Origin of the sequence: Streptomyces sp. NPDC093149, assembly GCF_044754145.1 — a bacterium.
In the GTDB taxonomy this organism is placed as follows: Bacteria; Actinomycetota; Actinomycetes; order Streptomycetales; family Streptomycetaceae; genus Streptomyces.
This window is the reverse complement of sequence record NZ_JBIVON010000001.1, coordinates 254,720-276,151: the sequence shown is the minus strand read 5'-3', so window position 1 is coordinate 276,151 and position 21,432 is coordinate 254,720. Positions and strand designations below refer to the sequence as shown.

Here is a 21,432-nt window from a genome sequence, read left to right as displayed (position 1 = left end):
CCCACACCCACGAAAGAGTGAACAAGCCCTCCCCGCCGCTCGAAACCCGGCTCCCGGCTCCCGACTCCCGAAGCTCGGGCTCCGGCCGCCCCACGCCTCAGCCGCAGGAGGTGCCCGATTCCGGCGGCAGCCCCTCCGCCAGCACCTCCGCCAGGTGCCGCGCCCGCACGCCGCCCAGTTGCTCCAGCTGCGTCCGGCAGGAGAATCCGTCCGCCAGCACCTCCGTGCCGGGCTCCGCGGCACGCACCGACGGCAGCAGTTGTTCCTCGGCGCAGGCCACCGAAACCCCCCAATGGCCCCGCTCGAAGCCGAAGTTTCCGGCGAGTCCACAGCATCCACCGCTCAACTCGCCCGTCAGACCGGCCCGTTCCCGCAGCCGGCGATCCGCCGCGTCGCCCAGGACCGCGTGCTGGTGGCAGTGGGTCTGGCCGGTGACCGGGCGGTCCAGGCGGGGTGGCCGCCAGTCGGGGGCGTACTCCTCCAGGTACTGCGCCAAGGTCCGGACCGAACCTGCGAGTTCGGCCGCCCGCGGGTCGTCGGGGAGGAGTTCGGGAAGGTCGGTGCGGAGAGTGGCGGCGCAGCTCGGTTCGAGGACGACGAGCGGGTACCCGAGGGAGCCGTCCATCCGGTCCAGGGTGCGGCGCATCACCTTGCGGGCCTTGTCCAGCTGGCCCGTGGATACGTAGGTGAGGCCGCAGCACAGCCCCCGGCCGGGCAGCAGTGTTCTGCGGCCCGCGGCCTCCAGGACCCGCACCGCCGCCCGCCCCACCTCGGGCGAGAAGTGGTCGGTGAAGGTGTCGGGCCAGACGGTGACCACCTGATCGTCGGAGAGAATCACCGTCCCCCTGCCCCGGTGCCGCCCGAGCCACCGGGTGAACGTCTGCCGCGCCAGGACCGGGATCGTGCGCTGCGGCGCGATCCCGGCGAGCCGCTTGGCCAGGGCCGCCAGGGGGCCGATCCGGGCCAGGGCGTTCAGGACGGGTGCGAACGGGGCCGCCACGCGCAGCCAGCCCGGCAGTCGCCCCATCGTGTAGTGGGCGGCCGGGCGCAGCCGCCCCCGGTAGTGGTGGTGCAGGAACTCCGCCTTGTACGTGGCCATGTCGACGCCCACCGGGCAGTCGCCGCGGCAGCCCTTGCAGGCGAGGCACAGGTCGAGCGCGTCGCGCACCTCCTCGCTCCGCCAGCCGTCCGTGATCACCTCGCCCGCGAGCATCTCGTGCAGCAGCCGGGCCCGGCCCCGGGTGGAGTGGGCCTCCTCGCCGGTCACCCGGAACGACGGGCACATCACGCCCGCGCCCGCGGGCCGGGCGGTACGGCACTTGGCGACGCCCACGCACCGGCGTACCGCGGCGGAGAAGTCGCCGCCGTCGTCCGGGTAGCCGAACGCCACGTCCACCGGGCGCCTCGGCAGCACCTCGAACCTGAGGTTCTCGTCGAGCCGGGCCGGGCGGACGAGGATGCCGGGGTTCATGCCGCCGTCCGGGTCCCAGATGTCCTTGAACCGGGCGAAGAGAGCGACCAGTTCGTCCCCGTACATGCGCGGGAGCAGTTCGGCGCGGGCCTGGCCGTCACCGTGCTCCCCGCTCAGTGATCCGCCGTGCGCGACGACCAGGTCGGCCAGCTCTCCGGAGAAACGGCGGAAGCGGGCCACCCCTTCGGGGTTCAGCAGGTCGAAGTCGATCCGGACGTGGACGCAGCCCTCGCCGAAGTGTCCGTACGGGGTACCGCGCAGCCCGTGCTCGGCGAGCAGGGCGCGGAAGTCGCGGAGGTACGGGCCGAGGCGGGCGGGCGGTACGGCGCAGTCCTCCCAGCCGGGCCAGGCCTCCGTGCCGTCGGGCATCCGGGTGGCGGTGCCGGCCGCGTCCTCGCGGACGCGCCACAGGGCCCGTTGTCCGGCCGGGTCGGTGACGACGACGCCGTCCAGCGCGTCGGCCGCCCGCAGGACGCGCTCGGCGTGCGCCCGTGCCTCGGCCGGGGTGGCGCCGCCCGTCTCGACGAAGAGCCAGGCACCGCCGCGCGGCAGCCCGGCCGGTTCCCGTACGAGGTCGGCGGCCATGCCCTCCACGGTCAGGGGGTGGTGGGGGAGCAGGCCGGGGGCGGCCTCGGCGGCGGCGGACTCGTCGGCGTAGGCGAGTACGGCGAGCGCGCGGGCCGCCGGCGCCTCGACCAGTCGTACGGACGCCTCCGTCACCACGCCGAGCGTGCCCTCGCTGCCGCAGAAGGCACGGGCGAGGTCGGCCCCGTGCTCCGGCAGGAGTGCGTCCAGCGCGTACCCGGAGATGCGGCGCGGGAGCGCGGGGAAGCCGGTGCGCAGGAGAGCGAGGCCGGCACCGACGAGTTCGGGGAGTCCGACGAGCCCGGCGGGGAATCCGGGCCCGCCGCCCCGGCCCAGCCGCAGGGTGTCGCCGCCGTAGCGGGTCACGGTCAGGGCGTGCACGTTGTCGGCCGTGGTGCCCCAGGCGACCGAGTGCGCGCCGCAGGAGTTGTTGCCGATCATGCCGCCCAGCGTGCAGCGGCTGTGGGTGGAGGGGTCGGGTCCGAAGGTGAGGCCGTGCGGGGCGGCGGCGGCGCGCAGATCGTCCAGGACCACGCCCGGCTGGACGACCGCGGTGCGGGACCCGGCGTCCAGTTCGACGATCCTGCGCAGGTGGCGGGTGAGGTCGAGGACGACCCCGGTGCCGGTGGACTGCCCGGCGATGGAGGTGCCGCCGCCGCGCGGGACCACGGGCACCGCGTGCGCGCGGCAGACGGCGAGCGCGGCGGCCACGTCGTCGGCGTCGCGCGGGGCGACGACGCCGAGCGGTACGCGGCGGTAGTTGGAGGCGTCCATCGTCGTCAAGGCCCGTGCGGTGGGCCCGAAGTCGACCTCTCCGCGGACCGCGGAGCGCAGGGCCTGTGCGAGTTCGGCGCGTTCCGTGGGTTTCTGATGTGCGGCCATGGGCTCAGGATGCCGTTGATCGGGCCACTCGGCCGCCCGAGGCCGCACGATTCCCCTGAATACGTCAATACGTCGGAATACGTCGGACGCGTAGTCACATACGTAACAGAGAACGCCACAAGGACTTCCCAAAGGGAGTGTCAATTCTCATATAGTGACCACAACTTGGCTTGGAATTATCAGCTCCAGTTGTCGCGTTCGCCTGTGCCTTACGAATTGTCCAGATCTGTCCTGCCCGCCCGTTCGTCCCGTCCGCCTCCAAGGACTCCACTTGAGCCCCTCATCCCGGCCGACCGCACTGGCCCTGCTGATCTCACTGGCCGTCACCGGATCCCTGTGCGTGTGGGCGGTCGCCGCCGCCCCCGACTCGGTACGGCCCACGCTGGCCTGGGGGGCGGGCGCCGCCGCCGTGCTGCTGTCCGCCGCCGTGGCCACCGCCGCCCACGCCCGCGCCACCACGAACCGGCTGCGCGCCCGTATGACGGCGGAGACCCACCGGTTCACCGGCGAGATCAGCCGGCTCGTGTCCGCCTCCGCGGCCGAGGGCCAGCGCTTCACCGCCGAGACCGCCCGGATCAAGGCCGCCGCGGAGGCCGAGACGGCGCGGATCGCCGCGCAGGCCCTCGCCGAGACCGAACGGCTCACCGCCGAGACCGAGCGGCTCGGCGCCCGCGCGGCCCGCAGCGAGACCGAGCGTTCCGCCGCGATCGCCGCCTGCGCCAACGCCGCGGGCCGCATGCAGGCCCTGTCCACCAGCATGCTCGCGGACCTGCGCGAGATGGAGCACCGGCACGCCGCCGAGGACGTGCTCGGCGATCTGCTCCACCTGGACCACCGCACCGCCCAGGCCGGCCGCCTCGCCGACTCGATCGCCGTGCTGACCGGCGCCCGCTCCGGTCGGCGCTGGGCGAAGCCGATCGTGATGGAGTCGATCCTGCGCGGCGCGATGGGCCGGATCAGCGGCTATCAGCGCGTACGCCTCCACTCGACCAGCGATGTCGCGGTCGCCGGTCACGCGGCCGAGGGCGTCATGCACGCGCTCGCCGAACTCCTTGACAACGCGGCCAACTTCTCACCGCCCACGGCCGAGGTCCATGTGTACGTCGAGGAGGTGCCGGCCGGCATCGTCCTGACCGTCGAGGACAGCGGTCTGGTCATGAGCGATGTCCAGCTGCGCCGCGCCGAGCGCGCAGTTTCGGCCACGCACCAGGACCTGACGGGGCTCTCCGGTACCCGGCTCGGTCTCGCCGTCGTCGGCCGGCTGGCCCGCAAGCACGGCCTGACCGTGTCGTTCCGGCCGTCCGCGCGCGGCGGCACGGGCGCCCTGATGATGCTCCCGCAGGAACTCCTCACCCGTGCCGCGTCGAAGGTCCCGGCCGCCCCGGCCCCGGTGCCGTCCCAGCCGGTGACCCAGCCGGTGACCCAGCCCGTCCCCGAGCCGGAGCCCGCCCACGAGACGGCCGCCGCGGCCGACACCCGGCCCCCGCAGGACCCGGCACCGGCGGACTCCGCCGCGCTCCCGGACTCCCCCACGTCCGAGACCACCCGCAACCTCCCCCGGTTCGGCGAGAGCGGACTCCCCAAGCGCCCCCGCGGCCGCACCCTCGCCGCCGCCGAGGCCCGCACCAACGCCCACGGCACCGGCGCGACACCGCCGCCCCGTACCGCCGACCCCAAGGAACAGGCAGCCCGCTTCAGCAGCTTCCGCCAGGCTGTCCGGCCCAATCCCCCGCACCCGGAAGAAGGCAACACCCGATGACCGCGACCACCGACGAGAAGCTCAACTGGCTGCTGGAGGGGCTCCTGGAGCGCACCCCCGGCACCCGTCATGCCCTCGTCCTGTCCAGGGACGGCCTCAAGCTGTGCCGTACCCCCGAGCTCTCCGTCGACCAGGCCGACCAGCTGGCCGCGATCTCGGCCGGTATCCAGAGCCTGTCGCACGGCGCGTCCGTCGAGTTCGGTGACGGCACCGGCGGCGTACGGTCCGCCATGGCCGAGTTCTACGGCGGCGTGCTGTTCATCGTCGAGGCGGGCGCGGGCGCCCATCTCGCGGTCGTCGCCTCCGACGAGGCCGACGTCGGTCTCATCGGGCACAACATGAGCGAGCTCGTCGAGCAGCTCGGCGAGCACCTGAGCGCTCCGCCGCGCTCCTCCTCGGCACCCGCGGCCGCCGTCGACGCGACAGCGAACGTATGACCCGCCGCCGCCCCGGCCGGGACGACGACCCGGACCGGCTGTACACCCTCACCGGTGGCCGCAGCCGGTCCGATTCGGACGCGTTCGACCTGGTGACGCTGGTGGTCTCCGAGTGCGAGCCGGTCCCCGGCATGCAGTCGGAGCACGTCACGATCCTGCGGATGTGCCAACTGCCCACCGCGGTCGTGGAGATCGCCGCGGGCCTCGGCCTGCCCGTCAGCATCGTCCGGATCATGCTGTCCGATCTGCTGGACACCGGCCGGATCAGCGCCCGCCACCCCCGTACCGCCCGTGTCGCGGACCGGCTCCCCGACCCCGACATCCTGGAACAGGTGCTCGTTGGACTCCGCAACCTCTGACCGTGCCGCCCTGCAGGCGACGGCCGACAACGGACTGAAGATCGTCGTCGTCGGCGGCTTCGGGGTCGGCAAGACCACCATGGTCCGCTCCGTCAGCGAGATCCGTCCGCTGAACACGGAAGAGACCATGACCAGCGCGGGCGAGGCCGTCGACCACCTCGACGGCGTGCAGTCGAAGACGTCCACGACCGTCGCCTTCGACTTCGGCCGGATCTCGCTCGACGAACGCTCGGTGCTGTACCTCTTCGGCGCCCCCGGCCAGGAGCGGTTCTGGTTCCTGTGGGACCGGCTGTTCTCGGGCACGCTCGGCGCGGTCGTCCTCGTCGACACCCGCCGGCTCGCCGACTCCTGGTACGCGATCGACCGCCTGGAGCACCACGGCACGCCGTTCATCGTGGCGTGCAACGACTTCGGCGGCCCGCTCCACACCGAACAGCAGATACGGGAGGCGCTCGACCTCTCGGACGACATCCCCCTGGTGGAGTGCGACGCCCGGGACCGTTCGTCCAGCAAGTACGTACTGATCACGCTGGTCGAGTACCTGCACGCCCTCTCGCAGGGCAAGGTCTCCACCCCGTCCGCCGCCCGTCCGGAGATCACGCCGGAGAAGACCCCGGAGCCCACCTCGTGACCCAGCCCCCGGCGCCGGCCTCCGGCTGCCCCGTGTCCCAGGGCCGCGAGCCGCTCTCCGGCCCACGGTTCCAGACCGAACCGACCCGCCTGTACCGGGAGATGCGCCGCGACCACGGGGCCGTGGCGCCCGTCGTCCTCGACGGCGACGTCCCCGCCTGGCTCGTGCTCGGCTACCGCGAACTGCACCAGGTCACCGCCGACCCGGTGCTGTTCAGCCGGGACTCCGACCTGTGGAACCAGTGGGAACGCATCCCCGACGACTGGCCGCTGCTGCCGATGATCGGCCGCAAGCAGCCGTCGATCCTCTACACGGTCGGCCCCCGGCACACCGAGCGCGCCGCGATGATCAGCAACGCGCTGGAGTCCGTCGATCCGTTCGCGCTGAAGCGGTACGCCGAGGAGTTCGCCGACGGACTCGTCGACCGGTTCTGCTCCACGGGCGGCACTGAGATCATCGCCGAGTACGCGATGCTGCTCCCCGCCCTCGTGCTGGCGAAGATCTACGGCTTCAGCGACGCCGTCGGCGCGGCGCTCGTGGGCTCCCTCAACGACATGATCGACGGCCGGGAGCGGGCGCTGGCCGGTCAGCAGCACCTCGCCTCGTCCATGTTCCAGTTGCTGGCCGACAAGCACGCCGTGCCCGGCGACGACGTCGCCTCGCGGATGATCGCCGACCGCGGCGGCTTCACCGACGAGGAGGTGGCCCAGGACCTGATGGTCATGATGGCCGCGGGCCACCAGCCGACCGCCGACTGGATCGGCAACTCGCTGCGGCTCATGCTCACCGACGACCGGTTCGCCGCCTCCCTCTCGGGTGGCCGGCACAGCGTCGCCGAGGCCATGAACGAGGTGCTCTGGGAGGACACCCCGACCCAGAACGTCGCGGGCCGCTGGGCCTCGCGCGACACCCACCTCGGCGGGCGCCACATCGAGGCGGGCGACCTGCTGCTGCTGGGCATCCAGGCCGCCAACGCGGACCCGCAGGTCCGCACCGACGGCTCCGCGCTCACCGGCGGCAACAACGCGTTCCTCTCCTTCGGCCACGGCGAGCACCGCTGCCCGTTCCCCGCCCAGGAGACCGCCGAGGTCATCGCCCGCACCGGCATCGAGGTGCTGCTGGACCGGCTCCCGGACATCGACCTCGCCGTCCCCGCCGAACAGCTCACCCGCCGCCCGTCCCCGTGGCTGCGCGGACTGACGGACCTGCCGGTGGTCTTCACCCCCACCCCGGCCCTCGGAACCACCCCCAAAACCGCCACCGGAGGCAAGAGATGACCCGGATCGCGCTCGACCCCTTCGTCACCGACCTCGACGGCGAGAGCGCCCGGCTGCGCGCGGCCGGCCCGCTCGCCGAGGTGGAACTGCCCGGCGGGGTGCACTGCTACGCCGTCACCCACCACGCGGAGGCCCGCCAGCTGCTCACCGACAGCCGGATCGTGAAGGACATCGACGTCTGGAGCGCCTGGCAGCGCGGCGAGATACCGATGGACTGGCCGCTGATCGGCCTCGCCAACCCGGGACGCTCCATGCTCACCGTGGACGGCGCGGACCACCGCCGGCTGCGCACCCTGGTCGCACAGGCACTGACGGTGAAGCGGGTGGAGCGGCTGCGGGCCGGCATCGAGGCGCTGACCACGGCGAGCCTGGACCGGCTGGCCGCGCTGCCCGAGGGCGAGGCGGTCGACCTGAAGGCGGAGTTCGCGTATCCGCTGCCGATGAACGTGATCAGCGAACTGATGGGCGTGGACAGCGCGGACCACCCGCGGCTGAAGGAGCTCTTCGAGAAGTTCTTCTCGACGCAGACGCCGCCCGAGGAGGTCCCGCAGATGATGGCGGACCTCGGCGCGCTCTTCACGAAGATCGTCGACTCCAAGCGGGCCGAACCGGGCGACGACCTCACCAGCGCCCTGATCGCGGCCTCCGAGGACGGCGACCACCTCACCGACGAGGAGATCGTCAACACCCTGCAGCTGATCATCGCGGCCGGCCACGAGACCACGATCAGCCTGATCGTGAACGCGGTCGTCGCGCTCCAGACCCACCCCGAGCAGCGCAAGCAGGTGCTGAACGGTGAGGTGCCGTGGGAGAACGTGATCGAGGAGACCCTGCGCTGGAACACTCCCACGTCCCACGTCCTGATCCGGTTCGCCACGGAGGACGTCGAGGTCGGCGACAAGGTCCTGCCGAAGGGCGAGGCGCTGATCGTCTCCTTCGGCGCGCTCGGCCGCGACGAGGCGCAGCACGGACCGACCGCCGGCGACTTCGACATCACCCGCTCCCCCAACCGGCACATCGCTTTCGGCCACGGTCCGCACGTCTGCCCGGGAGCGGCACTCTCCCGGCTGGAGGCGGGGGTGGCCCTGCCCGCGCTGTACGAGCGGTTCCCGGAGCTGGAACTCGCCGTCCCCGCGTCCGAGCTGCGGAACAAGCCGATCGTCACCCAGAACGACCTCCACGAGCTGCCGGTGGAACTGGGCTGACCCCGCCCCCGTCACGCGGTCCACGGACCGGCGCGCACGCCGTCCACGCACCGGAGCGGGTGTCTCATCCGACGGACACGGTCCTCGACCGTGTCCATGAGGCACTACGCTCCGGTTCGTGGCCGATATCCAGATTCCCGCTGACATCAAGCCCGCCGACGGACGCTTCGGCGCCGGTCCTTCCAAGGTGCGGACGGAGGCGCTCGACGCGCTGGCCGCCACCGGTACGTCTCTTCTCGGTACGTCCCATCGCCAGGCCCCGGTCAAGAACCTGGTCGGCGCGGTGCGTCAGGGTGTGCGCGACCTCTTCTCCCTCCCCGAGGGCTACGAGGTGATCCTGGGCAACGGCGGCTCGACCGCCTTCTGGGACATCGCGACGCACGGGCTCATCGAGACGAAGTCCCAGCACCTCAACTTCGGCGAGTTCTCGTCGAAGTTCGCGAAGGCCGCCAAGCTCGCCCCGTGGCTGGCCGACCCGACCGTGATCGCCTCCGACCCCGGCACCCACCCGGACCCGCGGGCCGAGGCGGGCGTCGACGTCTACGCCTTCACCCACAACGAGACCTCGACCGGTGTCGCCGCACCGGTCAAGCGCGTCGCGGGCGCCGACGAGGGCTCCCTGGTCCTGGTGGACGCCACCTCCGGCGCGGGCGGCCTGCCGGTCGACATCACCGAGTCGGACGTCTACTACTTCGCCCCGCAGAAGTCCTTCGCCTCCGACGGCGGTCTCTGGATCGGTGTCTTCTCCCCGGCGGCCCTGGAGCGCGCCGCGCGCATCCACGCCTCCGGCCGCCACATCCCGGAGTTCTTCTCGCTGCCCACGGCGATCGACAACTCCCTGAAGAACCAGACGTACAACACCCCGGCCCTGGCCACGCTGTTCCTCCTGAACGAGCAGCTGACCTGGATGAACACCCAGGGCGGCCTGGACTTCACCACCGGCCGCACGGCCGCCTCGGCGCGGAACCTGTACGGCTGGGCCGAGGAGTCGAAGTACGCGACCCCGTTCGTCACCGACCCGGCGAAGCGCTCGCAGGTCATCGGCACGATCGACTTCGCGGACGAGATCGACGCCTCGGCCGTCGCCAAGGCGCTGCGCGCCAACGGCATCGTCGACACCGAGCCGTACCGCAAGCTGGGCCGCAACCAGCTGCGCGTGGCGATGTTCCCGGCGATCGACCCGGCGGACATCCAGGCGCTGACGGCCTGCATCGACTACGTGATCGAGAAGCTGTAACGCGTACGCACACGAGAAGGGCCCCGCGCCGGCGCGCGGGGCCCTTCTCGTTCACTCGACCGGGTGGCGGAACGGCTTCCGGGCGATTGCGGTCGGACCGTCCTACGATGATGGCCTCGACATCACCCCTTCAGGAGGCCCGCAATGTCTGCAGCAGCAGTCGAGCACCCCTGTGACGGTGAGCCGGAATCGCTGCTCGAAACGGCCAACAGGCTCGCGGAGCAGAACCCGGGTTACCGCGTCGAGATCATCGGAGGCGTCATCACCGTGGCCCCATCCCCGGACGGCCCGCACGCCAATGCGCTGACCACGCTCATGATTCCCTTCCTTGCCGCAGGGATCCACGGTGAGGAGACCAAGGTCCTCCAAGGCATCGGCCTGTGGCTCCCCGGTGGCCCCGAGGACTACGCCATCCCCGACCTTGCGGTCGTCGACGCCGATCTCGACGAGCATCCGGCCGAGAACAACTGCTACGACCCGGCCGTCTTCCGCCTCGTGCTGGAAGTCACCTCCAGCAACTACAACAACGACCTGCGCAACAAGGTCGCCGCCTACGCGGAGGCCAAGATCCCGGTCTACGTGATCGTCGACCGCAAGCACGGCCGGGTGCATGTCCTGACCGAGCCCATGGGCGGCGGTTACGACAGCCATCAGGTGTACGCCCCCGGGCAGACGGTCGCACTGCCCGATTCGATCGGCGCGCCGGTGACGCTCGATGTCGCCGAGCTCATCCGGGCCGGACGTCGCCGTACCTGATCAACCGGCCGCCGCCAGCACCTTCCTGAGCCGGGTAACACCCGCCGCCCACTCCTTGTCCCCTGCGTCGTCCCACAGCTCGCGCAGCTCCGAGGATTCGCCCAGCACCGCGTCGAGGGCCCTCACCGCGAGGGGACGCAGGTCCGTCGACAGAGTGGGCAGCACCTTGTCAGGGCCGTACGCGGTGGTCACCGCCTCTCCCCCCGGGCACTGGGAGCCGACCAGCGCGGCCGCCGCGACCGCTTCCTCGCCCTCGTCGCTGTCCAGGTAGTCCGCCGCGATCGCGACGTCCAGAACCTTGCGGATGACCGCTTCCCGCTCGGTCTCGGGAACGGCATCCAGGTTTCCCGAGAAGTCCGCGGCAGTGTCGTTGTCGAAATGACCGGTGTCCCAGGTGCCCATGAGGTCCCCTCAGCAAATGGCGGTGTCCGCCAGTGGGTTCCACCGGCGGACACCATCCTCACAGCCACCACTGACAACGAAGGCCGGGTCAGCCGGCCCGCCGCACCACGGCGGCCCGCACACCGGCCCCCCGCCCCGCCCCCGTCCCAGGAAGGCCACGCCCGTGCCGCCGTCCGCCACCACCGTCCCGCCGCACGAGTTCAGCCTCACCCGGGCGGTCCGCGCCCTGGAGTCCGGCGAACTGACCGCGACCGCACTGCTCGCCGACTGCCTCGACCGGATCGACGCCCGCGAGCCGGTGGTCGGGGCCTGGGAACATCTCGACCGGAACGCCGCCGTACGACGGGCCCGCCTGCTGGACGACGGCCCCCGTCAAGGTCTCCTGCACGGTGTTCCGGTGGGTGTGAAGGACATCATCGACACCGCCGACCAGCCCACCGGTTACGGCTCGCCCCGCCACCGGGGCCACCGCCCCGACCGGGACGCCTGGTGCGTGGCCAGGCTGCGCGCGTCCGGCGCGGTGCTCGTCGGCAAGACGGTGACCACCGAGTTCGCGTACTTCACCCCCGGCCGGACCGCGAACCCGCACGCCCCGCACCACACGCCCGGCGGGTCCTCCAGCGGTTCGGCCGCGGCCGTCGCCGACCGCATGGTCCCGCTCGCCCTCGGCACCCAGACCGCCGCGTCGACCATCCGCCCGGCCGCGTACTGCGGCACCGCGGGCCATGTCGCCACGCCGGGCGCCTTTCCGCTCACGGGCATCGCCGGACTCAGCCACACGCTCGACTCGCTCGGCCTGCTGACCCGGACGGTCGAGGACCTCGCCCTGGCCCGTGCCGCCCTGCTCGGCCGCGCCGCGCACAGCCGGGACGCGGCCCTGCCGGACGTCCCGCGCCCCGTGGTCCTGATCTGCTCCGGCACGGGCCCCGGCGTGCCGGATCGGACCGCGTACGGATTCCACCCCACCGACGGGGCCATGGACCGGGCGATGGAGGACACCCGCCTCACGCTCCTCGCCGCCGGGGCCGAGGTGCGTGAGCTGGCGATCGACGCGGATCTCGCCGAGCTCGTGCGGACCCACACCACGGTCATGGCGTACGAGGCCGCCCGCGCCCTCGCCACCGAGTACGACGCGGGCGCCCTGAGCACCACGCACACCACGGACGACACACGCGCCGCATCCGATGCGTACGCGGCAGGGCCCCCCGCCGGTCCCCCCGGCGAGCAGCCCCTCAGCGCCCCTCTCCGCCGGCTCGTCGAGGACGGCCACCGTGTCTCGCGGCTCGACTATCTGGCGGCGCTGGACCACGCGGCCGCACAGCGCCGCCGTCTCCAGGCACTGTTGGAGTCGGCGGACGCCCTCCTCGCCCCGGCCGCCACCGGCCCCGCCCCCGCGGGCCTGGCCGCCACCGGCTCCCCGGTCTTCAGCCGGCCCTGGCAGATGCTGGGGCTGCCGGCCGTGGCGGTCCCGGGCCACCGGGACGCGGACGGACTCCCTCTCGGGGTGCAGTTGATCGGCCGCGTCGGCGGCGACGAGCATCTGCTGGCCGTCGCCCATCGCATGGAACGCCTGCTGGCCGCTTCGGACGGCTGACCCACGGGGCGAGGGCGCGCGCTCAGCCCGCCCCGCCCCGTTCCCAGCGCCGTTCGCCGTCGCACCACGCCTGCGTCGGCACCAGTCCGGCGGCGGCGGCCACGGCGGCGGACGCGGTGTGGTCCGGACGGACATGGGCGAAGACGGTCCGCACCGCTCCCGTTCCCGTCAGACGGGCCACCAGCCCCGCCGCCGCCTCCTTGGCGTATCCCCGCCCCTGCCACCGCGTCCCGATCACCCAGGCGATCTCCGCCTCCGCGTCCCGTGCGTGCACCGTCGCCTGTACGTAACCGGCCAGGCAGCCCTCGTCCCGTACCCGCAGCACCCAGTTCCACCACGCCACCCCGGGATCCGGCGAACCGGCGGCCCGGCGTGCGTAGCGGACCCGCAGTTCAGCGGCGCTCTCCGGGGCGCCGCCGGTGTACGTGTGCAGGGCCGGGTCGGCCAGCACGGCCGCCATCTCGTCCGCGTGCCCGACCCGCAGGGGCAGGACGTCGAGCCGCTCGGTGGAGAAGGGTTCGGGCCCGCGGTTCGTCATGGCGCCCGATCCTATGCGCGCGGGCCGTCCGGCCTGTGTGCGCCGGTCGTCGGGCAGTCGCTCAGCGGCTCAGTCGCCAGAACCGGTGCACCGCAGCCGGCAGGAACACCGCGGTCAGTGCGATCGGCCACACCACCGCCATCAGCAGGGCGTGTTCCTCGACCCAGGTGCCGCCCCCCGCCACCGGATTGCCGAAGAGCTCGCGGCTTGCCGTGACGGTCGACGAGATCGGGTTCCAGGCGGCCAGGGTGCCCAGCGGGCCCGGCATCAAGGAGGGGGCGACCAGGGCGCTGGAGATCATCGTGACCGGGAACGCGATCGCGTACAGGCCGCCCGCCGACTCCGCGTTCGGGATCAGGAGCCCCAGCCAGACACCGACCCAGATCAGGCTGAACCGGAGCAGCAGAAGCAGTCCGAACGCGCCGACGGCGGCGGCCGGGCCGCCGTCGGCCCGCCAGCCGATCGCCAGGGCGGTCGCCGCGAGAATCGTCAACTCGGCGCCGGCGACGAGCAGATCGGCGAGGCCGCGTCCGGCTGAGACGGCGGAAGGCGCCATCGGCATGGAGCGGAATCGGTCCACGACGCCCTTGCCTACGTCGGTCACCATGGCCATGGCAGTGTTCATGAAACCCATGGCCATGGTCGTGGCGAACATGCCCGGCATCAGGAACTCCCGGTAGTCGCCGCCCCCGGGCACCTTCATGGCACTGCCGAAGACATATCCGTACAGCAGCACGGAAAGGATCGGGAAGCCCAACTGCCAGACGATCGCCATCGGTTGGCGCCGGTAGTGGGTGAGGCTGCGCCGGGTGACGTTCCAGCTGTCGGCGAGCGCCCAGTGGAGTCGGCCACGTGCGGGGCCGACCGGGTGCGGAGCGAGCGCGGTCACACCGCCACCTCCTCTTCGAGCATCCGGGTACGGTGTCCGGTCAGCGCGAGGAACACATCGTCGAGGCTCGGTCTGCGCAGCCCGATGTCCTCGGCCTCGATGCCTTCGTCCTGGAGGGTGCGCGCGACATCGGTGAGCGCGGCGACGCGGTCGGCGACCCGGGCGTGGACACGGCGGGTCGCTTCGTCGGAGACGACGAAACCGGTGTCGGCGACCCGTTCCACGGCCTTGACGACCGCGGGCAGGTCGGCCGTCTCGGCCGGGACGACCTCGATCCGGTCGCCTCCCACCCGGTTCTTCAGCCCGTCCGGGGTGTCGTCGGCGATGGCCCGGCCCCGGTCCATGACGGTGATGCGCGAGGCGAGCCGGTCGGCCTCGTCCAGGTACTGGGTGGTGAGCACCACCGTCGTACCCTCGGCCACCAACGCCCTTACGCTCTCCCAGACTTCGCCCCGTCCGCGCGGATCGAGCCCGGTCGTCGGCTCGTCCAGGAACAGCACCTGGGGGGCGAGGATCATCGATGCCGCCAGGTCGAGACGGCGTCGCATTCCGCCGCTGTACCCCTTGACCCCCTCGTCGGCGGCGTCGCGCAGATCGAACCGGTCCAGCAGTTCCGCGGCCCGCCGCCGGGCCCGCGGGCCGCCCAGGTGGAAGAGGCGCCCGAACATCTCCAGGTTCTGCCGCCCGGTCAGGATCTCGTCGACGGCGGCGTACTGCCCGGTGAGCCCGATCCTGGTGCGTACGAGGCGGGGTTCGCGCAGCACGTCAAGCCCGGCGACCTCGGCCCGCCCGGCGTCGAACCGCAGCAGCGTCGACAGGACGCGTACGGCAGTGGTCTTGCCCGCCCCGTTGGGTCCGAGCAACCCGTGCACGGTGCCGGGCCGGACGGCCAGGTCCAACCCGTCGAGAGCTCTCTTCCCCCCGCCGCCCTTCCGCCCGCCGCGCTCGGGTGCGTACCGCTTCACGACTCCCGCGGCACGTACGGCATATCCGCTCGCACCCATGGCAGAACCCCCTTCTCCACAATGAACTGAGTACGCTGTACCCAAAAGAGAGTACACCGTACCCAATTCTTGTCCACAGGCTTACGCTGAGCCCATGACGAAGAACGGTTCAGCGGGTGGGGCGGACGGGACGACGGCCGGCAGCGGCGACATCGGGCGCAGCCTGGAGCTCCTCTGGGGAACCGGCGACCGGCCCAGCCGCGGCCCCAAACCGGCTCTCACGCTCGGCCGGATCGTCACCGCCGCCGTGTCGATCGCCGACGCGGAGGGCCTGGACGCCCTCTCGATGCGCCGGCTCTCCACCGATCTGGGCACCGGCACGATGTCGCTCTACCGGTACGTCCCGGGCAAGGCCGAACTGCTGGACCTGATGCTCGACCACGTCCTGGGCGAACCTCTGGCCGACGCCCCGTCGGACGCCCCGTTGGACGCCCCGGCCGACTGGCGCGCCGCCCTCGACACCATGGCGCGCACCTACCTGGAACAGTTGAGCCGCCACCCCTGGCTGCTCAAGATCAACCAGGCGCGCACGGTCCTCGGCCCCAGCGCCCTGCGGGGTCTCGAACTGGCCCTCGCCCGCATCAGGGGCATGGGTCTGACCGACCGGGAGCTGATCTCGACGATCATCACGGTCAACAGCTTCGTGGAGGGCATCGCCCGCACCCGGCTCCAGGCCACCGAGGCCGTGCAGCAGACCGGGCTGAGCAATGACGCCTTCTGGGAGGACCAGCGCCCCTACCTGGAGCGGGCCATGAGGAGCGGCGACTATCCGCTGATGGCGGCGCTCTCCGAGGACGCGTTCAGCTACGACGTCGACCACTTCGCGTTCGGCCTGCAACGGCTGCTCGACGGCTTCGACGTGCTCGTCGAGCGGCGCGCCGGGGGCTGACGCGGGGCCGGGCCTCACACACGGGAGACCGGCCGTCGGTCAGCCGCGGCCACGGCGCCGTCTCATGAGGACGAGCGCTCCCACGGCGGCGAGCACCAGCGCTCCGACCAGGGTGCTGCCCTTCGTCCCGTCGCCGCTCCCGCCGGCGGCGGACGAGGACGCGCCGCCACCCCCCTTCGACGGCGACGTGCCCCCGCCGCCGCCCCCGTCGCTCTGCACGTCCACCCGCACCACATCGCTCCGCTCCCCCTCCGAGCCGAACATCAGCGCCGAGCCGTCCGCCGTGTACGTCACCGACTCTGCCTGCCGCTGGAGCGGCGCCCGGACCGCGTGGTCGGCGCCGAGCCTGCCGTTCCCGAAGGCGTAGGCACGGGCGCTGAAGTACGAGCGCAGCACCAGTTCCTTGCCGTCCGGCGAGAAGGCGCCGTCCGTCACCCACGGCACCTCCCCCACGCGCCGGAAGACGTTGGTGGCACCGGTGGTGAGCTTCGCGGGGCCCTCGTACAGCCCGCCGCCGTCCTCGTTCTTCGAGGCGATGTAGACGCGCCCGGTCGTGGGGTGGACCATCAGCGCCTCGGCGTTGCGCGGACCGTCGGCGTACTTCACGTCGAACTGCGTGGCGTGGACCGTGGCGTCCTTGAGCTGCTTCGGCTCCGGGAAGCCGTAGATCCAGACGTGGTCCCAGCTGCCGTTCAGGTTGTCGCCGATGTCACCGACGTACAGATTGCCGTCGGGCCCCAGCGAGATGGCCTCCACGTCGCGCGGCCGGCCCACCCCCCGCATGGTGATCGTCGCGACGGTCTTCCCGGTGCGGGAGTCGACGGCGTAGACGTACGGCCCGTCGTCGCTGTCGTTGTGCGTCCAGTAGACGCCGGGGTGGGTGCGGCTGGCCGCGAGGCCGCTGGACTCGGTGATCCTGGGGTCCTCGATCGTGAAGCTCCGGTCGGCTCCGTCTCCGGCCGTCGCGGGAGCCGCCCCCGCGAGGAGAAGCAGCACGGCGGCTCCGGACACAGTCAGGTACGAACGCATGGACCCAAGTGTCCATCGTCACGTCGCAGGCCGCAGGAGTGATCCGCGATGATGACGCCATGCGTTTCACGTTTGTCGGCGATTCCATGACGATCGGCCGCGCCGGCGACTTCACCTGGCGCTACCGGATGTGGCAGCACCTGGATTCCGTTCTCGGCACCCCGTTCGAGATCGTCGGCCCGCGCAGCGAGCTGTACGACACCGGGACGAACACCCCCGTCTCGTACGCGTACGGCGCACCGGACTTCCCGGTCGGGGCCCGTGCCCATCTGGCCGGCTGGGGCGAGGGCTGGCTGCACATGGCCCCGGTGATCGCCGACACCGTCAGCGAGCACCGCACGGACGTCCTGCTCGTCTCGCTCGGCCTGATAGACCTCGGGTTCTATACGGACAGTGGCCAGACCGCCCTGAACGCAAGGGCGTTCCTCGCGGCGGCCCGCACCGCGAACCCGCACGTCAAGATGGTGCTGCTGCCGGTGATACCGAACATACGGGCCGAGTCGGACGCGCCGTTCGCCGCCGAGTGCGACCACTTCAACGAACTCCTCGCGAAGGCCGTCGCCGACCTCGACGACCCGATGTCCCCGATCCTGCTGGCCTCCCGCCCGCCGGGGTACGACATCCACCGGGACACGTACGACGGCACGCACCCCGGCCCCACCGGCGAACACAGGCTGGCGGCGGCGTTCGCCGACGCGATGCACCAGGCATGGGGTCTGGGCGGCCCGTACACGGCCCTCCCGTAGGGCCTGTCCGCCGCCACCGCGCCTCGCCGCCGGTGTCCCACCGCGCCGAGGGCCCGGCCCGGACGTGCATCCGCTCACCCTGCCGGCCGAACGCCCCGCGTGCTCCGCGTCCTCGTCCGAGCCGCCCTTGTTCGCCGCCCGCGATTGCCGTCCCGGCAACGAGGTGTGTCAGGACGGCAGGATCATGGCCAGCGAGAGCCGGGTCAGCTCATCGGTCAGCCACTCGGCGTTGACCTGGCGGGGGCGGCGGCCGTGGTGGGCCATGAGCTCGTCCACCGAGTGGTTCAGCACGGTGACGGTCACGTGATGGTCGCTCGGTACCGCCTCGCCGCGGCGCACGGCACGCTCGGCCTCGGAGGTCAGGAACTCGATCCACATGGCCCGCCAGGTCCCGAGGTGGTTGTCCACCTCCCGGCTGACCCCCAGCGCCTCGACGAAGGCCACCCTGGCCGCGCACGGGTCCTCGGTGACCGCCTTCACATAGGCGTCGAAGAGCAGCCGGACCCGTTCCGCCGTCGGGCAGTCCTCCATGCCCTCGGCCATCAGGGCGTTCTCGGCGGCGCGCAGCCCGTAGGTCGCCACCTCGTCGTAGATCGCCATCAGGAGCACCTCCCGCGAGACGAACTCCTGCTGGAAGATGTGGACGGGCACCTTCGCCTGCTCGCACAGGTCCTCGATGCTCGTGTGCGCGTACCCGTACGCGGCGAACAACTGGCGTCCGGCCCGCAGGAGTCGGTCCCGCGCCCCCGGCCCCTCCACGGCCTGCCCGGCCACCCTGCTCCGCTGGTTCGCCACGACACCCACCATCGGTCCTCCTTCGTCGTCCGTACCGCTGCCCCCACTCTCCACGCTCCGCGCCGCCGGCGGGGTCTCCGCCACGCCCTCGACCACGCGCAGGACAACACCTCGGTCAAGTCCGATTGCCCATCGAACCGTTGCTGCTACGGTCTGAATTTTGGACTCCGGGAGATGCCCGGACCGCTGCCCGCGACCGAGCGGTCGCTCTCGGCCAACGCACGGACGCGACAGGGAAACCACCGAAGAAACACCCCCCGGCGGACCCGGAACCACCCTCTTCGCGCCCCCTCACCGACGACGGCACGCCCGAAGGGGCCGGACACGAGGGGCGGTTGCCTCGCCATTCGTCCTGGGCCGCCAGGCACCCGCGGGAGACCTCGGCCGACACCTCGCGAACCGGGGCGCACCGCCTTGCGGATCTACGATTTCCCCTCCTGGAAAGGGGATCCGTATGGACCGGAACATACGTACGGTGGATGACGTGCTCAACCTCCTGGACAGCCTTTTCACCCGGGAGGCCGACCGGTGGACGGCGGACGGGGCCTCATGGTGGGACAGCTTCTACGCGGACCGGACGAAGCCCGTTCCGTTCTTCGTGGCGAAGCCCGACGAGAACCTCGTCTCGTACGTCGAACGCGGCCTGATCGCCCCGGGACGCGCCCTGGACCTGGGCTGCGGTCCGGGCCGCAACGCCCTTCATCTCGCCGCCCTGGGCTTCGAGGTCGACGCGGTGGACCTGTCCCCGGCGGCCCTCGCGTGGGCCGGGGACCGCGCCCGCGATGCGGGGGCGGACATCCGGTTCCATCGCGGCGACGCCTTCGCGCTCGCGGCGACCGAGCTGAGCGGCCCGTACGACCTGATCTACGACTCCGGCTGCTTCCACCATCTGCCGCCGCACCGCCGCATCAGCTACCTCGCCCTCCTGGACAGGTCCCTGGCCCCCGGCGGCCACTTCGCCCTCACCTGCTTCGCGGCCGGCGGGACGGGCATGGGCTCCGAACTCCCCGACGCCGCCTTCTACGACCGGGCCGACAGCCTCCACGGCGGCCTGGCCTACACGCCCGAGTCGCTGCGCCTGATCTTCGGCGATCTGACGGAGCTCGAACTCCGCCGCATGCGCGACGAACCGCCCGAGTCCCCGCACTTCGGCGAGCCGTTCCTCTGGACGGCCCTGTTCCGCGGTGACGGTGGGCGCCGTGGCCCGGCCGCCGGGACGGGCAGCGGTCGGCCCCCGGCGGCATGAAGTCCCCCGGACGCCGCACGGCCGGTGAAGCGCGGGCTTCACCGGCCGTGGTGTTCCCGGGGACGGGAGAGGCGGACGGGGCGTGCCCGGCCGCGGGCCGTCAGGCCCGGGTGGTGCAGATCGTGTTGTACGGGCGGCCCGGACTCGGGAACAGTTCCAGGGGCTCGTCGGTCCCGGACGGGCATTCGGCCTTCGTCTTCGTCAGGGCGAGCACCTTGGCCACACCGCTGCCCCCGCTGCCGCAGGCGACCTCCTTGGCCTGGTCGTCCACGCAGTCGCCCTTCACCAACTGACCGCCGCCCTGTCCCGGGTCACCGGGGTGGTCGCCGGAGAGGTTGCGTCCGCAGATGGTCTTGCTGGGGATGCCGGCACTGGCGTCTCCCGAGCCGAAGGAGACCTTCACCGAGATGATCGCGTCCGTCCCGGGCGGGCACTGGATGGAGTCGGAGAAGATGGCACCGTCCTTGATTTCGAGAGCCTTGATCGTCGCCTTGGAGTCGTCGCAGCCCATGGCCTGGTAGGCGTCCTTCGACCCGGCGCTGTCGGGCCCGGCGCAGTCTCCGACCTTCCAGTCCTTGGCCACGTGGGTCCCGCCGCCGCCGGACGACTGGCTGCAGGCGGTGGCGGCCCCCAGGACGAGCGCGAGGGCGAGGACCGCCTTCGCGCAGTCCGGAAGAGCCCTACGAGAACCGCGCCGCGACGAGGAATCGGTGCTCCGGCTGCCGCCCAGGGACCGCGTGCTGCCGTTGACGCTCATGCTGCTCCTTGAGTGTGTGCATGTGGGTGTGGCGCGCACGTCAGGACGACAGGACCGAGCGCCGCGGTTCCCGGGACGGGCCGTCCGTCCGGTCACGGTCCCGCACAAGGCTCTGAGCAGCGAACTCCCTTTGCAGACAAGTACCTTGAAGCCTCAACGGCGGCCGGGCGGCGCGGTGAAGACGACGTCCGCGGCGTGAGCGACGACCTCGTTCCCGCTGCCGAGGGCCCATTCGGCGACGCGTGAGACCACGGCGGCCGGAACCGCGTCACTGATGCCGGGTGCAGCCGGGATGTCGTGCGTCGCGTGGGCGTCGTGCGGCATGACGACCCGGTACCCCAGCGCCAGGGCGGTACGGGCCGTCGCCTGGACACACATCTCGGACATCACACCGCAGATGGCGAGTGCTCGTATCCCCGAGTCGGTCAACAGGTCCCCCAGCGCGGTCCCGTCGAAGCCGTCGTCCTCGGTCTTGCGGATCACGACCTCGGTGGGACCGGCCTCGACGGGATGATGGAGTTCCCAGCCCGGCGTATGCGCCTCGTCGCCCGTCCCCGGCGCCCCGTCGTTCTGGATGTGGACGACGAGCGCCCCGCTCCTGCGGGCCCGTGCGATCAGGTCCGCCGTCCGGTCCACGAGCCGGGCCGCCTCCGGAACAGCCCTGTCGCCGGAGACCGCGGCCGACTGGACGTCCACGACGAGCAGGGCCTCCACGGGCACACCAAGATGGGTCATCGCGCCATCATGTCCGCCCGTGGCGCCCGACTCCACGTGATTTTCCGGCGTGGGGGGCCGGTCAGCGGGCGAGGCGGCCGAGCAGCGAACCGGTCAGCGGGCGAGGCGGCCCAGCAGCGAACCGGTCAGCGGGCGAGGCGGCCCAGCAGCGAACCGGTCAGCGGGCGAGGCGGCCCAGCAGCGAACCGGTCAGCGGGCGAGGCGGCCCA

General features: G+C 72.1%; 21 protein-coding genes. 12 read left to right on the top strand and 9 right to left on the bottom strand.

The window, feature by feature from the left end; genetic code table 11:
- Positions 1 to 97: 97 nt before the first annotated feature.
- Positions 98 to 2,938 carry an FAD-binding and (Fe-S)-binding domain-containing protein gene (locus ACIQCZ_RS01385; protein WP_402278603.1) on the bottom strand — a complete coding sequence of 947 codons (2,841 nt, stop codon included), beginning with the start codon at positions 2,936 to 2,938 and terminating at the stop codon, positions 98 to 100.
- A 271-nt stretch (positions 2,939 to 3,209) separates the two neighbouring features.
- Here ACIQCZ_RS01385 and ACIQCZ_RS01380 point away from each other — a divergent pair, with 271 nt between their 5' ends.
- From ACIQCZ_RS01380 to ACIQCZ_RS01345, 8 genes are all read left to right on the top strand, one after another.
- Positions 3,210 to 4,697 (top strand): ATP-binding protein, encoded by a 1,488-nt coding sequence (locus ACIQCZ_RS01380; protein WP_402278601.1) that lies wholly within the window; start codon positions 3,210 to 3,212, stop codon positions 4,695 to 4,697.
- Entirely contained in the window at positions 4,694 to 5,134 is a 441-nt protein-coding gene (locus ACIQCZ_RS01375; protein WP_365691168.1) for a roadblock/LC7 domain-containing protein, read from the top strand. The genes ACIQCZ_RS01380 and ACIQCZ_RS01375 overlap by 4 nt, the downstream gene beginning before the upstream one ends.
- Positions 5,131 to 5,493 carry a DUF742 domain-containing protein gene (locus tag ACIQCZ_RS01370; RefSeq protein WP_351072405.1) on the top strand — a complete coding sequence of 121 codons (363 nt, stop codon included), beginning with the start codon at positions 5,131 to 5,133 and terminating at the stop codon, positions 5,491 to 5,493. The genes ACIQCZ_RS01375 and ACIQCZ_RS01370 overlap by 4 nt, the downstream gene beginning before the upstream one ends.
- Positions 5,474 to 6,124, top strand: coding sequence for an ATP/GTP-binding protein (locus ACIQCZ_RS01365; RefSeq protein ID WP_361445812.1), 651 nt, complete (start codon positions 5,474 to 5,476; stop codon positions 6,122 to 6,124). The genes ACIQCZ_RS01370 and ACIQCZ_RS01365 overlap by 20 nt, the downstream gene beginning before the upstream one ends.
- A complete protein-coding gene (locus ACIQCZ_RS01360) occupies positions 6,121 to 7,401 on the top strand; it encodes a cytochrome P450 (protein WP_402278598.1) in 1,281 nt (426 codons plus the stop codon). Before ACIQCZ_RS01365 ends, ACIQCZ_RS01360 begins: the two co-directional genes overlap by 4 nt.
- Positions 7,398 to 8,606, top strand: coding sequence for a cytochrome P450 (locus tag ACIQCZ_RS01355; protein ID WP_402278596.1), 1,209 nt, complete (start codon positions 7,398 to 7,400; stop codon positions 8,604 to 8,606). The genes ACIQCZ_RS01360 and ACIQCZ_RS01355 overlap by 4 nt, the downstream gene beginning before the upstream one ends.
- 118 nt (positions 8,607 to 8,724) lie before the next feature.
- Positions 8,725 to 9,843 carry a phosphoserine transaminase gene (serC, locus tag ACIQCZ_RS01350; protein WP_402278594.1) on the top strand — a complete coding sequence of 373 codons (1,119 nt, stop codon included), beginning with the start codon at positions 8,725 to 8,727 and terminating at the stop codon, positions 9,841 to 9,843.
- A 144-nt stretch (positions 9,844 to 9,987) separates the two neighbouring features.
- Positions 9,988 to 10,599 carry a Uma2 family endonuclease gene (locus tag ACIQCZ_RS01345; RefSeq protein ID WP_402278592.1) on the top strand — a complete coding sequence of 204 codons (612 nt, stop codon included), beginning with the start codon at positions 9,988 to 9,990 and terminating at the stop codon, positions 10,597 to 10,599.
- Here ACIQCZ_RS01345 and ACIQCZ_RS01340 read toward each other — a convergent pair whose 3' ends face one another.
- Positions 10,600 to 11,001 carry a DUF4259 domain-containing protein gene (locus tag ACIQCZ_RS01340; RefSeq protein WP_402278590.1) on the bottom strand — a complete coding sequence of 134 codons (402 nt, stop codon included), beginning with the start codon at positions 10,999 to 11,001 and terminating at the stop codon, positions 10,600 to 10,602.
- 163 nt (positions 11,002 to 11,164) lie between these two features.
- On the opposite strand from ACIQCZ_RS01340, the gene ACIQCZ_RS01335 reads away from it, so the two are divergent.
- Complete coding sequence (locus ACIQCZ_RS01335) at positions 11,165 to 12,595, top strand: amidase (protein ID WP_402278588.1); 1,431 nt, start codon at positions 11,165 to 11,167, stop codon at positions 12,593 to 12,595.
- A 22-nt stretch (positions 12,596 to 12,617) separates the two neighbouring features.
- On the opposite strand, the gene ACIQCZ_RS01330 is transcribed toward ACIQCZ_RS01335, so the two are convergent.
- The 3 genes from ACIQCZ_RS01330 to ACIQCZ_RS01320 all read right to left on the bottom strand — a co-directional run bounded on the left by ACIQCZ_RS01330 (position 12,618) and on the right by ACIQCZ_RS01320 (position 15,026).
- A complete protein-coding gene (locus ACIQCZ_RS01330) occupies positions 12,618 to 13,133 on the bottom strand; it encodes a GNAT family N-acetyltransferase (RefSeq protein WP_402278586.1) in 516 nt (171 codons plus the stop codon).
- 61 nt (positions 13,134 to 13,194) lie between these two features.
- Positions 13,195 to 14,022: an ABC transporter permease gene (locus ACIQCZ_RS01325; protein WP_402278584.1), complete on the bottom strand. Its 828-nt coding sequence runs from the start codon at positions 14,020 to 14,022 to the stop codon at positions 13,195 to 13,197.
- On the bottom strand, positions 14,019 to 15,026 hold the full coding sequence (locus ACIQCZ_RS01320) for an ATP-binding cassette domain-containing protein (protein ID WP_402278582.1): 1,008 nt from the start codon (positions 15,024 to 15,026) through the stop codon (positions 14,019 to 14,021). The genes ACIQCZ_RS01325 and ACIQCZ_RS01320 overlap by 4 nt, the downstream gene beginning before the upstream one ends.
- Before the next feature lie 94 nt (positions 15,027 to 15,120).
- Between ACIQCZ_RS01320 and ACIQCZ_RS01315 the strand changes: the two genes are divergently transcribed.
- The gene (locus ACIQCZ_RS01315; protein WP_402278580.1) at positions 15,121 to 15,915 is read left to right on the top strand and encodes a TetR/AcrR family transcriptional regulator; all 795 of its coding nucleotides are present in this window, start codon (positions 15,121 to 15,123) and stop codon (positions 15,913 to 15,915) included.
- A 39-nt stretch (positions 15,916 to 15,954) separates the two neighbouring features.
- On the opposite strand, the gene ACIQCZ_RS01310 is transcribed toward ACIQCZ_RS01315, so the two are convergent.
- Positions 15,955 to 16,944: a WD40 repeat domain-containing protein gene (locus tag ACIQCZ_RS01310; protein WP_402278578.1), complete on the bottom strand. Its 990-nt coding sequence runs from the start codon at positions 16,942 to 16,944 to the stop codon at positions 15,955 to 15,957.
- Positions 16,945 to 17,003: 59 nt separating this feature from the next.
- Between ACIQCZ_RS01310 and ACIQCZ_RS01305 the strand changes: the two genes are divergently transcribed.
- Positions 17,004 to 17,690 carry a GDSL-type esterase/lipase family protein gene (locus tag ACIQCZ_RS01305; RefSeq protein ID WP_402278576.1) on the top strand — a complete coding sequence of 229 codons (687 nt, stop codon included), beginning with the start codon at positions 17,004 to 17,006 and terminating at the stop codon, positions 17,688 to 17,690.
- A gap of 168 nt (positions 17,691 to 17,858) precedes the next feature.
- Here ACIQCZ_RS01305 and ACIQCZ_RS01300 read toward each other — a convergent pair whose 3' ends face one another.
- Complete coding sequence (locus ACIQCZ_RS01300; protein WP_402278574.1) at positions 17,859 to 18,497, bottom strand: TetR/AcrR family transcriptional regulator; 639 nt, start codon at positions 18,495 to 18,497, stop codon at positions 17,859 to 17,861.
- A 442-nt stretch (positions 18,498 to 18,939) separates the two neighbouring features.
- Here ACIQCZ_RS01300 and ACIQCZ_RS01295 point away from each other — a divergent pair, with 442 nt between their 5' ends.
- Positions 18,940 to 19,731: a class I SAM-dependent methyltransferase gene (locus ACIQCZ_RS01295; protein WP_402278572.1), complete on the top strand. Its 792-nt coding sequence runs from the start codon at positions 18,940 to 18,942 to the stop codon at positions 19,729 to 19,731.
- Positions 19,732 to 19,831: 100 nt separating this feature from the next.
- Here the strand turns inward: ACIQCZ_RS01295 and ACIQCZ_RS01290 are convergent, their stop codons facing one another.
- Together ACIQCZ_RS01290 and ACIQCZ_RS01285 are read right to left on the bottom strand one after the other, a co-directional pair.
- Positions 19,832 to 20,488 carry a hypothetical protein gene (locus tag ACIQCZ_RS01290; protein ID WP_402278570.1) on the bottom strand — a complete coding sequence of 219 codons (657 nt, stop codon included), beginning with the start codon at positions 20,486 to 20,488 and terminating at the stop codon, positions 19,832 to 19,834.
- A 153-nt stretch (positions 20,489 to 20,641) separates the two neighbouring features.
- On the bottom strand, positions 20,642 to 21,223 hold the full coding sequence (locus tag ACIQCZ_RS01285) for an isochorismatase family protein (protein ID WP_376284656.1): 582 nt from the start codon (positions 21,221 to 21,223) through the stop codon (positions 20,642 to 20,644).
- Between the last annotated feature and the right edge of the window lie 209 nt (positions 21,224 to 21,432).

Excerpts from the sequence above, each read along its gene's own strand:
- ACIQCZ_RS01315 (WP_402278580.1), top strand. The coding sequence starts at position 15,121 with ATGACGAAGAACGGTTCAGCGGGTGGGGCGGACGGGACGACGGCCGGC.
- ACIQCZ_RS01295 (WP_402278572.1), top strand. The coding sequence starts at position 18,940 with ATGGACCGGAACATACGTACGGTGGATGACGTGCTCAACCTCCTGGAC.
- ACIQCZ_RS01320 (WP_402278582.1), bottom strand. The coding sequence starts at position 15,026 with ATGGGTGCGAGCGGATATGCCGTACGTGCCGCGGGAGTCGTGAAGCGG.
- ACIQCZ_RS01355 (WP_402278596.1), top strand. The coding sequence starts at position 7,398 with ATGACCCGGATCGCGCTCGACCCCTTCGTCACCGACCTCGACGGCGAG.
- ACIQCZ_RS01300 (WP_402278574.1), bottom strand. The coding sequence starts at position 18,497 with ATGGTGGGTGTCGTGGCGAACCAGCGGAGCAGGGTGGCCGGGCAGGCC.
- ACIQCZ_RS01330 (WP_402278586.1), bottom strand. The coding sequence starts at position 13,133 with ATGACGAACCGCGGGCCCGAACCCTTCTCCACCGAGCGGCTCGACGTC.
- ACIQCZ_RS01370 (WP_351072405.1), top strand. The coding sequence starts at position 5,131 with ATGACCCGCCGCCGCCCCGGCCGGGACGACGACCCGGACCGGCTGTAC.
- ACIQCZ_RS01305 (WP_402278576.1), top strand. The coding sequence starts at position 17,004 with ATGCGTTTCACGTTTGTCGGCGATTCCATGACGATCGGCCGCGCCGGC.
- ACIQCZ_RS01285 (WP_376284656.1), bottom strand. The coding sequence starts at position 21,223 with ATGACCCATCTTGGTGTGCCCGTGGAGGCCCTGCTCGTCGTGGACGTC.
- ACIQCZ_RS01385 (WP_402278603.1), bottom strand. The coding sequence starts at position 2,938 with ATGGCCGCACATCAGAAACCCACGGAACGCGCCGAACTCGCACAGGCC.
- ACIQCZ_RS01345 (WP_402278592.1), top strand. The coding sequence starts at position 9,988 with ATGTCTGCAGCAGCAGTCGAGCACCCCTGTGACGGTGAGCCGGAATCG.
- ACIQCZ_RS01310 (WP_402278578.1), bottom strand. The coding sequence starts at position 16,944 with ATGCGTTCGTACCTGACTGTGTCCGGAGCCGCCGTGCTGCTTCTCCTC.
- ACIQCZ_RS01340 (WP_402278590.1), bottom strand. The coding sequence starts at position 11,001 with ATGGGCACCTGGGACACCGGTCATTTCGACAACGACACTGCCGCGGAC.
- ACIQCZ_RS01290 (WP_402278570.1), bottom strand. The coding sequence starts at position 20,488 with ATGAGCGTCAACGGCAGCACGCGGTCCCTGGGCGGCAGCCGGAGCACC.
- ACIQCZ_RS01375 (WP_365691168.1), top strand. The coding sequence starts at position 4,694 with ATGACCGCGACCACCGACGAGAAGCTCAACTGGCTGCTGGAGGGGCTC.